The 15,257-nt window shown below is 55.4% G+C and carries 14 protein-coding genes; 5 read left to right on the top strand and 9 right to left on the bottom strand.

What is annotated here, in order from left to right; all coding sequences use genetic code 11:
- Positions 1-35: 35 nt before the first annotated feature.
- Positions 36-842 (bottom strand): inositol monophosphatase family protein, encoded by an 807-nt coding sequence (locus J8Z04_RS02265; RefSeq protein ID WP_192848220.1) that lies wholly within the window; start codon positions 840-842, stop codon positions 36-38.
- Positions 843-1,009: 167 nt separating this feature from the next.
- Here J8Z04_RS02265 and J8Z04_RS02260 point away from each other — a divergent pair, with 167 nt between their 5' ends.
- Positions 1,010-1,897: a glucosamine inositolphosphorylceramide transferase family protein gene (locus J8Z04_RS02260; protein WP_043560078.1), complete on the top strand. Its 888-nt coding sequence runs from the start codon at positions 1,010-1,012 to the stop codon at positions 1,895-1,897.
- Positions 1,898-1,950: 53 nt separating this feature from the next.
- Here the strand turns inward: J8Z04_RS02260 and J8Z04_RS02255 are convergent, their stop codons facing one another.
- The 5 genes from J8Z04_RS02255 to J8Z04_RS02235 are packed head-to-tail and all read right to left on the bottom strand — an operon-like array spanning position 1,951 to position 6,683.
- Positions 1,951-2,706, bottom strand: coding sequence for a nucleotidyltransferase family protein (locus J8Z04_RS02255; RefSeq protein WP_192848219.1), 756 nt, complete (start codon positions 2,704-2,706; stop codon positions 1,951-1,953).
- The gene (locus J8Z04_RS02250) at positions 2,703-3,509 is read right to left on the bottom strand and encodes a sterol desaturase family protein (RefSeq protein WP_043560082.1); all 807 of its coding nucleotides are present in this window, start codon (positions 3,507-3,509) and stop codon (positions 2,703-2,705) included. Before J8Z04_RS02250 ends, J8Z04_RS02255 begins: the two co-directional genes overlap by 4 nt.
- On the bottom strand, positions 3,506-4,606 hold the full coding sequence (locus J8Z04_RS02245) for an LptF/LptG family permease (RefSeq protein WP_052349056.1): 1,101 nt from the start codon (positions 4,604-4,606) through the stop codon (positions 3,506-3,508). The genes J8Z04_RS02250 and J8Z04_RS02245 overlap by 4 nt, the downstream gene beginning before the upstream one ends.
- Entirely contained in the window at positions 4,603-5,772 is a 1,170-nt protein-coding gene (locus tag J8Z04_RS02240) for an LptF/LptG family permease (RefSeq protein ID WP_081563172.1), read from the bottom strand. The genes J8Z04_RS02245 and J8Z04_RS02240 overlap by 4 nt, the downstream gene beginning before the upstream one ends.
- Positions 5,766-6,683 (bottom strand): metallophosphoesterase family protein, encoded by a 918-nt coding sequence (locus J8Z04_RS02235; RefSeq protein WP_192848218.1) that lies wholly within the window; start codon positions 6,681-6,683, stop codon positions 5,766-5,768. Before J8Z04_RS02235 ends, J8Z04_RS02240 begins: the two co-directional genes overlap by 7 nt.
- Positions 6,684-6,831: 148 nt before the next feature.
- On the opposite strand from J8Z04_RS02235, the gene J8Z04_RS02230 reads away from it, so the two are divergent.
- Together J8Z04_RS02230 and J8Z04_RS02225 are read left to right on the top strand one after the other, a co-directional pair.
- Entirely contained in the window at positions 6,832-7,818 is a 987-nt protein-coding gene (locus J8Z04_RS02230; protein WP_232086331.1) for a diacylglycerol/lipid kinase family protein, read from the top strand.
- Positions 7,811-8,746 carry a hypothetical protein gene (locus J8Z04_RS02225; RefSeq protein ID WP_081563169.1) on the top strand — a complete coding sequence of 312 codons (936 nt, stop codon included), beginning with the start codon at positions 7,811-7,813 and terminating at the stop codon, positions 8,744-8,746. The genes J8Z04_RS02230 and J8Z04_RS02225 overlap by 8 nt, the downstream gene beginning before the upstream one ends.
- Positions 8,747-8,835: 89 nt before the next feature.
- Here the strand turns inward: J8Z04_RS02225 and spt are convergent, their stop codons facing one another.
- The 3 genes from spt to J8Z04_RS02210 form a co-directional block, all read right to left on the bottom strand.
- Positions 8,836-10,035, bottom strand: coding sequence for a serine palmitoyltransferase (gene spt, locus J8Z04_RS02220; RefSeq protein WP_086441647.1), 1,200 nt, complete (start codon positions 10,033-10,035; stop codon positions 8,836-8,838).
- Positions 10,032-10,286 (bottom strand): acyl carrier protein, encoded by a 255-nt coding sequence (locus J8Z04_RS02215; protein ID WP_043561221.1) that lies wholly within the window; start codon positions 10,284-10,286, stop codon positions 10,032-10,034. Before J8Z04_RS02215 ends, spt begins: the two co-directional genes overlap by 4 nt.
- Positions 10,287-10,367: 81 nt before the next feature.
- The gene (locus J8Z04_RS02210; RefSeq protein WP_232086330.1) at positions 10,368-12,116 is read right to left on the bottom strand and encodes a fatty acyl-AMP ligase; all 1,749 of its coding nucleotides are present in this window, start codon (positions 12,114-12,116) and stop codon (positions 10,368-10,370) included.
- 362 nt (positions 12,117-12,478) lie between these two features.
- Between J8Z04_RS02210 and alr the strand changes: the two genes are divergently transcribed.
- Positions 12,479-13,612 (top strand): alanine racemase, encoded by a 1,134-nt coding sequence (alr, locus tag J8Z04_RS02205; RefSeq protein ID WP_192848216.1) that lies wholly within the window; start codon positions 12,479-12,481, stop codon positions 13,610-13,612.
- A 250-nt stretch (positions 13,613-13,862) separates the two neighbouring features.
- Positions 13,863-15,257 carry a peptide MFS transporter gene (locus J8Z04_RS02200; RefSeq protein ID WP_192848215.1) on the top strand — a complete coding sequence of 465 codons (1,395 nt, stop codon included), beginning with the start codon at positions 13,863-13,865 and terminating at the stop codon, positions 15,255-15,257.

Below are 15,257 nucleotides of genomic sequence, written 5' to 3'. Positions count from 1 at the left end.
TAGGCTGAAAACGGATGCACGTTGGAACTATAAACTTAATCTAGTGTAACGCCTAGTGTCTTCGAGAGGGTTGCCGCAACCAGCGGGGCACAGGCGAGGATGGTCGTACGCTGCGTCAGGCCGCCCATTTTCAGGAAAGGTGACACGTGGGCTCCAGCTTCATCAAGAAGGACCAGGGCCGCAGCAACATCCCAGAGGAAGATGACGTATTCGTGATAACCATCCGAGCGACCACAGGCAACGTCAGCCAGAGCGAGGGCGCCAGACCCCAGCGACCGTGGCATGACCCCCTTGTGCAAAAGGGCCTGCATCTTTTCGGGGTACCAGCCTTCGGGGACGTAGGGTGACCAGCCAATTTCCACCATGGCTTCATTCATCTTGTCGGTTGTTGATGCCTTGATGGGGGCTCCATTGAGGAAGGCGCCTTTTCCCTTTCTTGCCGTAAAGCTTTCCCGGATGGCTGGAGCTTCTATGATACCTGCCACCGGGACATTCCGGTGCATGAGGCCTAGAGAAATGCACCAGCGATTACGGCCTCTGGCATAATTGGATGTGCCATCAATAGGGTCTATGACCCATCGGAAGAGTCCGGATGAGCTGCCACCATGCTCTTCTCCCAGAAAGGCATCCTCGGGGAAGAGGGCTCCCAGACGGGCCGTGACAAACTGTTCCACGGTCCTGTCTGCTTCAGTCACGTAGTCCTGATGGCCCTTGAGATCAGCGGCTGGCTTACCGGGGGCAGGCTGCATGTTCAGGGCCAGGGCCGCAGCTTCCTTGATGATGGAACAGGCCGCATGAAAGCGGATGTCGATGGCGGTATCCGTATCGTATGTGATGGGCATTCATGAATCCTTGAATATGGCAGCTGCGACGTGTCCGGGGCAGAAAAGTACAGGAAGATGCTCCGGCTGTCAGCCATTCCAGAGGAACAGTAGCTCTTCCACTGGAGAGGGCAGCTCTGTATGGTGGAAGATGATTTTATGAGCATGTATCCGTAGGATGATAAGAGATGAAGCTGTTTAAAATGGACTATTGGCGTTCGGCCATTCTTCATGCTCCTTTTGAGCAGGTTATCCGGCAGAACAGTCTGGACGACATAGACATGACGTTCCTGCCGTCCTGTGGAAAGGATGGGTTTCTTGCAGATCCTTTTGGTCTGTGGGACGGGGGACGCTTGCATGTTTTTGCTGAGTATTATGATTACAGCCAGGCCAAGGGTGTCATTGAGGTTCTCATTTATGATGAGTCCTTCGCCCTGCAGGAGCGTCGCTGTGTCCTGAGTGAGGATTGGCATCTCTCTTATCCCTATGTGTTCCGGCACGAGGGAGTGACCTACATGCTGCCGGAGGCCTACAAGTCCGGGCGTCTGACACTCTACAAGGCAACATCCTTTCCCTATGAGTGGCAGCGTGTGCCCATGTTCGACTTCCCCATTGGAGCGATTGACGCCACCCCGCTTCATTATGCTGGACGCTGGTGGCTGTTCTGGACACCACCTGCCCCTAAACAGGCACGGCAGAGCACATTGCACATTGCTCTTGCAGAAGAGCTGACAGGCCCATGGTGCGATATGGGGCATTTTCTGATTGACCGCAGCGGTGCCCGTCCGGGAGGGACGCCGTTTGTTGAGGGCGATGAAGTGTTCCTGCCAGTGCAGGATTGTTCGGAGACATATGGCGGTGGCATCCGTCTGCTTCGGATCAGTGGCTTTGGTAAGGGGAGGCCGTCAATTTGCGGGGGAGATTCCGTCCCAGTGCATCTGCCGGAAATCAGGGACTATCCAGACGGCATGCATACTCTTTCTGCCGCTGGAGATGTAACGCTGGCGGATTTCAAGAAAATACGCCGCGGACTGGGACCTCTTCTCTTCAATATCAAGAGACAGATTTTGAAGTAAGATCGTGTTTCTCTTCATGCCGTTGTCAGAATGGGGCGGCATGAAGGGAAATGTCAGGGGTGACTCAGCAACTGCTCTGCGAGAGCTGCGTCAGCGGGTTTGTCAACATCGACAGCAGCTCGGCCGTCAGAGAGAGGGATAAGTCGTATTCTGGCGCCCGTAAGGGCATGTATGCGTTCTTCAAGCCTGTGGGAACTGAGCGTGTGCGTAAGGGTACGCAGAATGGTCGGCAGCCCCAGAATCATGGCCATGCGCAGAGGCTGTTTCCGGTAACGCTGAAGACGCTGCCAGAGCGCAACTACGGCTTTCGCCTGTGGAGTAGCCAGCCAGAAGAGATTGCAGCCTGAAAACTGAATATCTGCCAAGCGGATGTAGGTCCGCCTGGTCTGGGGTACGTCCCGCAGGATTGTCTCCTTCAAGGCGACACCGGCCGTCAGGTCGACATTGGCTGTCCGACTCTTTTCGATGAATTCCCTGACCCACTCCGGGCGGAGCAGAGCATGGTCTGCCGTCGTGACGAGGCAGGGCGTGCCGATGGCGTCGAGTGCCTGGGCAACACTTTCGCTTGGAGAGGGGGCAGACCGCAAAAGAGTGATGCGATCCCCCAAATGGCTCAATAGATCGGGCTGTTCGATACTGACCCATATTGGCCCGATTTCAGGAACCTGTTCAAGCGTATGGAGAACACGCTCAATCATGGGGCTGTTTGCAATGGGTAGCAATGCCTTGTGAGATACCTGCCCCATGCGGGCCAGAGGGTCACGCTCGCCGTCACGCGACCCGGCCAGTATCAGGACTGGAATGTTCATGCGCTCTTGGAAAGTTCTTCGTTCTTGGGAGCACGGGCAGGGTCCGGCCGGTCACGGGGAGGGGCACCTGTCCGCCGCATGACCCAAGGATAACGCTCTGCCTCTTCGACCGTGTAGCCCAGATTGAAGACATACGGGCTGCGGGGGCGTTCCTTGGCGGCCCGGTAAAAGGTACCCATCAGGCGATCTGGCAGATAGTTGGTGATGCCGTAATTGCCATCTTCATCGTGAAAATGGTGCAGGACATGGAGCTGCTTGATGTACACCACCCACTGCCAGCGGGGTTTGTAGGCCAGATGCTGGATGCAGTGGAAAAATTCATAGATGCAGGTCATGACCAGCGCTGTGGAGAGTGCTGAAAAAGCTCCACCCCAGCCGCCAATCAGCCAGCCTATGGGCATGGTGATGACCATCATGGTCGGAACTGTGTTCAGAGGAGAGCCGAACAGGACTTCGAGCAGATGGGGATCCTGGTGGTGGTCAAAATGGATACGCTTCCACATGGAGGCTGTGATGGGGTTCCGGTAGAACCAGCGTCCGTGCAGGATGTAACGGTGGATGATGTACCAGGCTGTCGGATAGACAGCGACAATGACGGGAATGGGGATGAGGACTCCCCACCAGCTGTGACGCAGATACAGGCTAAGTATGGCCGTACCGATAATCAGGGCAAAATAGAGCAGGATTGTCGGATAGGTAAGGTAAGCCGCCCATAACTGCGAAAGATTCATTTTTCCCAGATCATAACTCCTGCCTTTCTGCATGAGAGTCGTGCCCTGGAAAAATTGTTTGAACGTACTCATTTTTCCTCCATCCGCAGTATCCATGCCAGACCAAACAGGGCTGCCACGATCTGGCCCGAACTTATAGCGATTAATATGGGAAGGGAACCTGAATTTCCCAGAGCCGAAATCATGCCCTGTAGAATGACCACTCCCAGACCAGCCGCCATCACGTACACCGGCAACGGGTTCCGCAATCCCGCACGCGGCGGAATGTAGGTGATGGGCAGAGTGATGAGAAGCATCACCGCCATCTGCACCGGCAGCATCAGTGTAGCATATAATGCCATCAGATAATTTGACCTAGGTAAATTGGATGGCACTTTTCCCGAGAAAATTTTCCAGAACTGATGCGGGGTATAATACACGCCCTGCAATGTCATGTTGATGATCTCCTGCGGGGATGCCGTCAGGGTGGGAGGGGGCGGTTCGCTGCTCAGCTGAACCTGTGTCTGTTCGTTGGAAACGGTCAGCTGCCTGGCGATGCCATGGTTGACCCAGTGTCCTCCTTCATGGACCAGATTTTCATAATACTGGGCTGCGGTCAGGTTTCCGTTCTCGGCCTGACGACGGTAGAAGATGACCTTGGAAAGGTTTCTTCCACCATGGCTGATGGTTTCAACATGGATGATGTCTGTTCCGAGGCGGAACCACAGGCTGTGTAGATCGTCAGTGGCATTGGCCTGCGTTGCGCCTTCGTTCCACCAGCGGTTGAGTTCCTGCTCACAGGGGGGAATGACCCATAGTTGCACGGCCATGCAGATGACGCCAAGCAGGAGTGGAATGGGCAGAAGGTAGCGGAACATGTTGAGGGTAGAGAGCCCGGCTGCCCGCAGCACGGCAATCTCGCTGGAGAGTGCCATCTGAAGCAGCGTGAACAGGCCCCCGATCATGACCGAGAGGGGCATGATTTCAACGATGAGTGTTGGCAGGTGCAGGCCTATGTATCGGAACAGGCCACTAATCCCCAGATGCCTGTCCAGAATGGTGGAGGCATCATCCAGCAGGGCAAGAATCTCGAGCAGGGCTGTCAGCACGCCACAGCATAGGAGAATCTTTGTCAGAAGCGGCTTGAGAAAGACCTGAAGCAGGGTGGGATTGGAGGGCAGGACTCTCATGGTGACGTCCTGTTCAGGAGTACCGGTTTTCTGTGACGCCAGGAGACCTGGGAGCGTGCCAGCAGGGCTGCTGTGCAGCCAATGCAGAAGAGGAATTCGGGAACCCAGATCGTCAGCCAGACGGAGGCTTTTCCATTTGTGGCCATGCTGTGCCCAAAAAGGAGAACCTCATTGAAGCCGACCAGAATGATGGCGAGCATGATCTGCCCGACCACGGATCGGCGACGTTTGCGCCCGATGGCGAAAGCGATGGCAAGCAGTGGAATGAACATGATGCTGATGGCCCGTGCCAGACGGAAATCCATTTCGGAGCGGAGCACGATGTAGGAAATGCGTGGGGAGCCGTGGCGGAGGGCCTGGAACAGCTCGGGTGTGGTCATTTCCCGTTCATCATCACCACGGGATCGAAAAGCTTTTCGGCTTTTGCTGCGTTCGATGACACGGGCTATATGTTCAAAATGGGTAACGGTAGCATGGTCGTCAGGCACATCTGGTGTGTTAACGTGAATGACCTGCCCATCCCAGAGGTCGAGCTGGGTGGCCTGGTCCCGCTCAGAAATGGTCAGCAGCCCTCTGGGAGCCGTGATGAGCTCAGCTTTCCCATTATCCTTCAGATTGCGGATGAAGATGTTTTTCAGACGGGCCCCACCATGGTCGACACGGTCTGCTGTCAGCATGGTGGTGGAAGATGTTGAGGCGAACATGCCAGACTGAAGGTGGGGTGCCCAGCCCGTATGTTTGGCGAAATAGAATCCTTCCCGGTAGTCATATCGGGCAATCGGTTGAATGTAGCCGTACAGGAGCAGGCTGAGGGTGGCCAATATGGCCCCGACCTTGATGTAAGGCTGGCTGATGCGCAGCAGGGAAATATGGCCGGCACACAGCACGTCAATCTCGTTGTGATCGCTCATCCGGTTGACGGTCATGAAGATTGCGATGCAGAGGGCAGCCGGTAGCGCCAGTCCCATATAATGGGGCAGGAGATCGCTGAGAAGCGTGATCAGTGTGGCAATGGAGCTGCCGCTGCTGGCCAGATGGTTGAACAGCGTCAGCAGTCGCTCCAGCAGCAGGGCAACAAGCATAGTCCCCAATGCAATCGTGAAGGGGGGAATCAGCTGCTTCAGCAGGTAGCGATCCAGTGTTGGCAGGGTACTTCGTATCAACATGCAGGCTGCCTTGCCGAAATGCTGGAGAAGCATTCCATGTGGGAAAAGGGGTGCCCCGTGTGGTCTCGGCGGATGAGCCTGATCTGCCATCCTTCTTCATGCGGGGTAAAGGTAAGATGGTTCCATGAGGCCCTGCGCTCGGGATTCTGGCTGTTCATGGCCGCAGCGCCGACCCCCAGAAGGGGTATGTCTGTCCCCTCGACGGTGGTTATGGTTGCATCGTGAGAGTGTCCGTGCAGGACCAGTTCTGCTCCATGGCGACGCAGGAGGCTGGACAGGGCTGGCGTGTTGATCAGGGATTTCCTGAAAGGCAGCAGCTTTTTGCGAGGGGGATGATGAAGCATGACAACCCGGCAGTATCCTTCTTCACCCAATTTCGCAAGAAGGCTTGCCAGTTTTTGGCGCTGTTTCCTGTCGATGCGTCCGTAGGCGGTAAAAGGAGGGGTTGGCAGGGCGGAGTTGAGCCCGATGACGGCGACCCTTCCGAAAAAACGGACAAAAGGAAAGGCACTGTCGGACCACGTTTCCCACTGTGCCAGGCTGTTCCTGTAAGAAATGGGTGCCATGAAGTCATGGTTGCCTGGTACGACGACGGGAGTGAGAGGCAAGGTGGACAGCCAGGCAGCCGCCTGACGATATTCTTCCTTCGTGCCGAAATTTGTTATGTCGCCGCTGATGAGCAGGGCAGAAAGTTCCTTGTGGGAGGCGATGTTTTCGAGCAGCTCGGCTGTGACGGATGGTAGCAGGACATGCTTCCGTCTGCTGACCCAGAGAATGCGGCTGAGCAGACGTTTGTTGAGGAAGGCAGACCATGCGATGGTGGGGGGAGGCAGATGCGGGTCTGACATATGGGCCAGACAGACAGAAAGGTCACGCCGGGAAGATGCAGTGGCGGACGGGTCGGAAAGCATTGTTGCACCATATCCATGAAGGGGCGGGTGATCTCTCAGGAGAAAAACTCCTTGCTGGCCCCCTTAGCATAGCCATGTTAAAGGGGTTCGGCCAGCGTATGAAATAGCCTGGCTTTTTTATGTTTCTGGGCGGATGCGTGGTGGATAGATGCAGAAATTGATGAATGTCGTACAATCGGCCCTGATACATAACCCCAACAGCCGCAAAAATGCTCAGGACAAAGGGCAGTTCGTGCGAATGGCACGGCAAAAAATGGGGGATTTCTGCGTATCTGCTCTAAATGACAGCCATCTCCCTGCGCATCTGACTGAACTGAAAAGCCGGGGTGTGGATCTGATTGCCATCAGTGGGGGGGATGGTACGGTCAGTGCCTGTCTGACAGCGATTGCTTCTGTCTATCATGACTGTCCCCTGCCGTCCGTGGCCATTCTGCCTTCCGGCAATACCAATCTCATAGCCGGTGATGTCGGGTTCGGCCTGCATGGCGAGGCCGCCATTGATCGTCTGTTGCGCCCTGAAGGGCTGAAAAGCTGTATTAGGACGCCCATAAGATTGTCCTGGCCGGATGGAGAACGGCCTTCGGTACTGGGCATGTTTGGTGGCTGTACGGGATATGCCAGAGCTGTCCGTATCGCTCATTCGCCGAATGTCCTGAAATTTGCTCCGCATGATCTTGCTGTTTTCTTTACGCTCTTCAGCAGCATGGCGAGCCTTCTTTTCCGTCGCAGCCGCCATTCCTGGATGAATGGGGACAGGCTCTCCTGGTCGGCAGAGGGAACGGGATTGCCTGTGCCAGGCAGGGAGGGGCGCAGCTTCCTTTTCATGACGACAGCGCTGGAAAAACTGTCTCGTGGCATCTGGCCATTCTGGAATGAAGATACCAGTAGGGACGGGTTCCATTTTCTTGATGTCCATGCGTTTCCTGAGGCGTTGCCGAAGGCCTGTTTCAACCTTCTGAGGGGGCGGGCACCGGAATGGCTGCGGGCACACAAGGATTACACGAGCGCTACTGCCCGGGCGATGCAGCTTGAAACAGACAGTGATTTTGTTCTGGATGGTGAGGTCTTTCCAGTTTCTGCCGGTGGCCGCCTGAAACTGGAAGAAGGACCGGCCTTTCGGTTTGTCCATGTCTGACATCATCAGGAAGACGCTCATCAATGAGCTGACAACGCCCGTAGCTGGAGAGCTCGCCCAGTTTGCAGAGGCTGTTGCCAGCCGGCTGCGCAGGCCGCCGCTCGGTGTCCTGTTTTATGGATCGGTTCTCCGCAAGGTTGATCCCGAGGGGATCGTTGATTTCTATGTCATCACAGACCGGCCGGAAAGTCTGGGTGGACATGCCTTGGCCCGTATGGCCAATCGTCTTCTTCCCCCCAATGTCTATTACATGGAACATGAGGTAGAGGGGCGGACCATACGGGCAAAAGTTGCCTTTCTGTCCATAGCGCAGTTTCTCGGGCGCAGTACGCTTTTTACAGTGGATACGACCATATGGGCCCGCTTCTGCCAGCCGGTGCGTCTGGTCTGGGTACGTGATGCTGGAAGTGCTGATCGTCTTTTACAGGCCATCAGCCAATGTGTGGTTACGGCATCCTGCTGGGCGGCCTTGCTGGGACCTGAGCAGGGCAGGGCGGACGTATACTGGCACGATCTGTTTGCCCATACCTACGCTGCCGAGCTGCGTGTGGAAAAGAAGGGACGCAGCCACAACCTTCTGGCAGGAAGAGAAGAGCGATACGAAATCCTGCTGAAAGCAGCCTGGAGGCAGGCCTCCCTGAGCTATGCTGCGCAGGGAGACGTTCTGCTTCCCCAGCTTACGGCTTCAGCGAGAGACAAGGCAACACGGGACTGGGGAAGGGTGAAAGCCTTTGGGAAGCCGTTGAACGTGGCACGTCTCATCAAGGCAGCGTTTACGTTCAGGGATGGGGTGAGCTACCTGCTGTGGAAAATACAGAGGCACACGGGACAGACGATCCACGTATCGGCTTTTGAGAAAAGGCACCCTATTTGGACCCTGCCGCTTTTTCTTTGGCGGGCCCGGCATCTCCGGTCAGGGAGATCATGACAACGGCCTGATGGGGATGCTTATCAAAAGAAAAGCCCCCAAAGCGGAATCATGATCCTGCTTTGGGGGCTTCGGCCTGTCGGGCGGGATCAGACCAGCTTCAGTTCCTTGGCGATGGTGCCGAATGTCTCTACGGCCCGGTCAATTTCGGCAGCAGAATGTGCCGCCATGACAGAGCAGCGCAGCAACGGCCTGTTGTCCGGCGTTGCCGGAGGCAGGGAGAGATTGACATAGACTCCGGCATCAAGGAGTGCGTTCCAGAAGGTAATGGCCTGCGGAATATCTTCCAGCGTGACGGCAATGACCGGGGAGACGAAGTTGCTCGTGTTCAGTCCGACAGACTTGAATCCCTGATGCAGTCGGGCTGCATTATCTTGCAGTTTCTGGCGCAGATCAGGACGGTTCTGGATTTCCTCGAGAGCCGCCAGGGTTGCTGCGATGATTTCAGGTGGCAGCGAGGCTGTGAACATGTAGGGGCGGGAGCAGAGGCGCATGAGATCAATTTCATCATGATCCGTTACGCAATATCCCCCGACCGTCCCGAGAGATTTGGAGAACGTTCCGACGATAAAGTCGATATCGTCCTCACAGCCCTGCATTTCTGCAACGCCACGGCCATGCTCGCCCAGCACACCAAAAGAATGGGCCTCATCTATCATCAGGGGAATGTTGTGGCGCTTCTTGACCTCGACGAACTCCTTGAGGGGAGCGATGTTCCCCGTCATGGAGTAGATGCCTTCAGCGATGATCAGGCGGGCTCCGGTCGTTTTGGCTGTTCTGGCGACACGCTTCTCCAGGTCCGCCGGATCATTGTGCCGGAAGCGGATGACCTGTGCCCCAGAAAGGCGGGCTCCGTCATAGATGGAAGCATGACTGTCAGCATCGAGAAAAAGGATGTCATCCTTGTTCACGAGGGCCGAAATCGTCCCCAGATTGGCCTGGTATCCTGTCGAGAACACCATGGCGTGTTTTTTTCTGAAAACGGACGTTAGAGCCTTTTCCAACTGCTGATGCAGTCCGAACGTACCATTGGCAATGCGGGAGCCTGTAGTGCCCACGCCCATGGTTTTGGCCGTATGGATGGCTGCATCCCGTGCTGCGGTGGATTGGCTGAGACCAAGGTAATTGTTGGTACCGAAGAGAAGGGTTTCCCGCCCCTCGATGATACCGACCGTAGCGGAAAGAGGGCGCTCTATCACGACGCCAAAAGGATTCCTCGGGCTTGCAGCCATGAGGGAGTCGTAATTTCCCTTCAGAGTGGCGTATTTGTCAAAAATGCCAGCGCTCATGCCTGTTCTGCCTTGATGGTATGCAGACAGGAAGCGAGATCTTTGATGGTACGGATGTCTGCAAGCTTGTCGAGAGGGACGGAGACATCAAGCATATCCTCAATCTCCATCACAAAATTCATGACGGCGAGACTGTCGAAGGCCAAGTCTTCCACGATCCGACTGTCTTCGGAAATGTCGCGTGGCACTTTCGGGTTTTCCAGAAGTTTCTGGAGAATCATGTGAGAGATATCAGCAACACTGTCTGTCATGTCTTGTCCCTTTGTGACCAAGCGAAGAAGGAAGACCAGCATGACCTTCCTTCTCATATTTGGGAATGGCCTCTTCAGCTCTCAGGCGAATTCCTTGTTGAGGTACATGGCCCTGGCACGAGCCCGGGTCAACTTTCCCGATGAGGTCTGGGGCAGAGACCGTGGCGGCACCAGCACCACATCCACATCAATACCATGTAGACGGCGGAACAGGGCAACCAGTTCTTCTTTCAGTCTGCTACGGGGTTCTTCTTCCGTGTAGCGACACTGGACCAGCGCCACAACTCGCTCTCCCTGGCCATCTTCAACCGAGAAGACGGCGACATCACGGGAACGGAGAGAGTCGACTTCATGCTCTGCGGCCCATTCCAGGTCCTGTGGCCAGATGTTTCGGGCATTGATGATGATGAGATCCTTGGCACGCCCGGTAATGACGATCTGGTTATCAAGCATGTAGCCGATATCGCCAGTATTCAGCCACCCATCCCCGGAGAAGGCCTTTGCCGTTTCGTCCGGGCGGTTGAAATAGCCTTTCATCAGGCTGGGGCCGCGGACATGGACGGTGCCAACCTGACGTTCCTTCAGTGCCTTGCCGGAACCGTCACGCACTTCGATCTGATGTCCGGGCAGGCAGACGCCACACAGCACGAAGTCACGTGCCGTATCGGTACCTTTCTCAGCCGGCTGCGCATAATCTTCCCGTTCCATGATGGAGAGGTCGACCGTATCTGTACGCAGCCCGGTGTTGAGCGGGGCAAAGCTGATGGCCAGAGTTGTTTCGGCCATGCCATAGCTGGCGACGAAGGCCTTTTCATCAAAGCCACGTTTGGCAAAAGTCTCGGCGAAATTGTGGATGATGTGCGGGCGGATCATATCACCGCCGATACCGGCCACACGCCATGAGGAAAGATCAATATCCTCCCGGGCGCCACGGCGGGCGCAGAGCTCGTAGCCAAAGGAAGGACTGTAGGACATGGTTGCCTTGTTGCGGGCAATCAGCTCCAGCCAGATATGCGGACGGCGTGCAAACTCCCGTGTGGGCAGGAGATCGACAGAAAGCTGGCAGGTCATGGGTGTCAGGAAAAAACCGACAAGCCCCATGTCATGATAAAGCGGCAGCCATGAGACGCAACGGTCATCCCGCTCATCAGAGCTGGGATAGACTTGGAGACCATGACGGGCAATGGCGTGAGCATTGGCCATTCCGGCTTGCTGCGTCACACTGATGCCCATGGGAAAGCGAGTGCTGCCCGATGAAAACTGGAGGTAGGAGAGAGCATCCTCACTGATTTCCGGCAGCGGAATATCCTTTTCCTCACAGGCTGTCAGTTCAGCCGGGGACCCGCCAAAGAGAAGGGAAAAACCAGCGACGATATCGGCTGTCCAGTCACCGATGACCTTGGGGACGACAACGGCTCTGGCATCCGCACTTGTGATCATGCCACGCAGTGTCTCGATGTACCCTTCCTTGCCACCAAAAGCGACAGGGAGGGGCAGGGGGGCGGGGACGAGACCGGCATACTGGCAACCGAAGAAAATGCGGGCGAAATCACCGTCACTTTCCGCAACAATGGCCACCCTGTCTCCCGGCTCCAGTCCAAGGCCGAGCAGGCGGCGGGCCATGGCATGGGCCTGCTGTCGCAGCTTGCTGTAGGGGAGGACTTCCAGCAGGGTTCCCCGTCCAGAATAGATATTGAAGCCACTGGCCCCCTGTGCTGCGTAGTCAAGGGCAGCGGGGAAGCTGGGGAAGTCTCCATAGCGGCGCTCGATGCCGGAGCGGCTCGGGGTAATGGAGAGTGTGGGAGTGGGTTTCTGATTGGCCTCGGTCAAACCTGGACTAGCTCCGTTTGGACCATCGGACTGAACATCCTGAGGCCCCTGCGAAATCAAAAAAACTTGACCCCTGTTCATAGGGTAAAGACCACTCTGCGCCCGCAGAGCAGTAATGCTGTGCCCTGTCTCTAATACAGAACACCCCTCTGCCTCAAGCATATGTCATGATTTTCACCGACAAAATTGCTGCCCTCTGGCGGGAGGCTTTGTCTTCCTTCCTGAAAACTGGGAGAAAAGCCCGGAAAACAGGGAAAAAACGGTATGGGATTTTATCATTAAATAATAATTTCTAAGGAAGATATTTCCTGTAAGATCAGGGCGCCTGATCTTGGACAGCATGAGAATGAGAGGCCAGAGAGATGCATTTCTGCAAGCAGACAAGTGCCCGTCTGACGGTGGATCTTGCCGCTATCAGGAGGAACCATGCGTGGTTGGCGGAGTGCGTACGGGGTGCGGAATGTGCTGCTGTGGTCAAGGCTGATGCTTATGGGCTGGGTGTGCGGGAGATTGCCTCCAGTCTTGCTGACAGGGTCCAGACCTTTTTTGTGGCCCAGCCGGAGGAAGGATGCCAGCTGCGGAGACTGCTGCCGGACAAGAGGATTTTCGTGCTGCATGGCTTCCTGACAGGGCAGCCGGAAACGATGGTGGAGCATGGTCTGATCCCGGTTCTGAACAGTTTGGAGCAGGTAAGGCAGTGGCGGGCTTTCTGTCATGGGGGGGGACAGGATCATCCGGCAGCTCTTCAGTTCGACACGGGCATGTCCCGTTTCGGGGTTTCGAAAGATGACCTTCGCGCCGAGGTTCTGAGAGGGCTGAAGCCGGTTCTCGTCATGAGCCATCTGGCCTGTGCTGACCAGCCGGATGACCCTGCCAACAGGGAGCAGCTTCAGCGTTTTCTGGCCATGAGTGCAGTTTTTCCCGATGTGCCTCGGTCATTGGCGGCTTCTTCCGGCATTTTCCTGGGAGCTGACTATCATTTCGAGATGGTTCGCCCCGGTATTGCGCTTTATGGCATTCCGCCGCATGGGGAGAGCTGCCCACTCGTGCCAGCCATTGGGCTTGAGGCTCAGATATTGCAGGTCAGGACTGTCGAAGCAGGGGGGAGTATCGGGTATGGCCTGACCTATCGTGCAGAGCGGCCCATGCGTGTGGCGACTGTTGGTATTGGCTATGCCGATGGCATCTTCCGTTCTTTTGCCCGGGATGGTGCCTTGTGGTGGGGAGATAGACGTCTGCCTGTTCTCGGGCGGATTTCCATGGATAGTCTTTCCGTTGATGTTACGGAGTTGCCGGATGAGGTTGCCCGGGAGGGTGTATGGCTGACACTCATCGGACCGCAGCAGGATATTGCTATGATGGCCGAATGTGTGGGTACGATCGGTTATGAGGTGCTGACGTCTCTGGGCTACAGGTTTGATCGTTTTTATAATGGTTCGTCCGGTAATTGTCTGTCAGTTTCTGATCTGTTGATGGCCAAGAACAGAACTGGGTAATGGTATGGGCTGGATCAGCCCAATGCACCATATGGTCGCAGCATGGGATGCACATTGCCATGGGGTTCTGTGAGGTCATATGATTGTGGCGTCATGGATGTTTGATACGTTGAATTTGCTGGTATGTATGGCTGGTCGTTAGATTATCTGGTTGGTTTTAACATATATGAGTTTGCATAATCTTTATTATGCGATTTTCTTTTGTGAAGGGAACTCCCACAAGATTTCTGTCGCTGCTATAAGACAACCCATGACTGACAGATTATTTGATATCCTTCCAGCCAGATATAAAAACCCGAAGACTGAATTTCTTGGGCATCCCAAAGGTTTGTGGGTTCTGTTCTGGACGGAAGGCTGGCTCTCCTTTGCCCAATACGGGATGCTTTCCATATTGGTGGTGTATCTGAAGGACATCCTGCAGCACACAGACCGGGCCCGGCATATTCTGGGCCTACCGTCCCTTCTGTCCATCAATGATAGCCTGTACGCTCCCAGTGGTCTGGACGCCACAGCTGGGAGTCTTTCGGGCCTCATCATGGCGGTCATATTTGCAGCTCCATTTGTGGGAAGTTTCATGGCAGATCACGGCCTTGGCCGGACGCGTTCTGCTGTCATTGGCATCAGTCTGCTGACAGTCAGTTTTACCCTCATGATGGCGGAAAGCTGTTTTGTTCTGGCCCTGTGGCTCTTTTTGGCAGGTGTTGCTTTGTCCGGCAGCCTGAAGGCGCAGGTTGGAGCGCTATATACGTTGGAAGACCGTAGACGTTCTGATGCTTATCAGCTTTACAGCCAGAGCATACAGATCATGGCCATCATCTCTCCCCTTCTCTGCGCCTTTCTGGGAACCATTGCCTGGCGTTGGGCTTTCATGGCAACAGCTTGTGCGATGATGATGGGGCTGGCTGGCTATCTCATGGGGTGTCGCTATCTCCCAGAAGAAACGGCCTCCTTTGCTGTTGGCAAGGATATCCGGCCAGTCGGTTGCACGGTGGTGGAAAAGAAACGGATTGTCTTTCTGCTCTGGCTGGTAGGCCTGTTTGCCCTTGGAGTTCTTCCCAATCAGGAAATCATGGATGGTTATCTTCTCTGGGGCAGTGATCATTATCGCCTGACTGTCATGGGCATTACGTGTCCCGTCAGTACGCTGGTTTCATTGGATAGCGTCATCAGCATGATTACGGGATTTCTGGTCCTGTGGTTCTGGCGCTGGTATGATCACCGCCGTGGCCGCCCCGGACATGACATGACAAAGATCATCATTGGTAGCGCCATTGCGACAGCTGGGCCGTTATTCCTGATCGCAGGAGAATATGTCTGCCCCGCCCCTCATCAGATCAGCCTCTGGTGGGGTGTGGCCTTCCATACCGTCAATGACATTGGCTGCGGGATGACTTTTCCTATCGGAATGGCCCTCTTCTCCCGTTATGCACCTGCACGGTACAGTACGACACTGATTTCCTGCTTTACATTGCATATTTTTCTGGGAAACCTGATGGTCGGCAAGCTGGCAGGGATGCTGCACCAGATCCCTGATGCGCTTTTCTGGTCGCTTCATTCAGGCGCTGCTTTCCTGTCTACGCTCGGCCTGATGGCTTCCAGCAGGATTGGCAGCCGCCTGTTTCTGGCAGGTTCTTCCCACGGCTGA

This window comes from Bombella apis (genome assembly GCF_018221685.1).
Classification (GTDB): domain Bacteria; phylum Pseudomonadota; class Alphaproteobacteria; order Acetobacterales; family Acetobacteraceae; genus Bombella; species Bombella apis.
The sequence above is the reverse complement of the archived record's forward strand: the minus strand, read 5'-3'. Positions and strand labels throughout refer to the sequence as shown.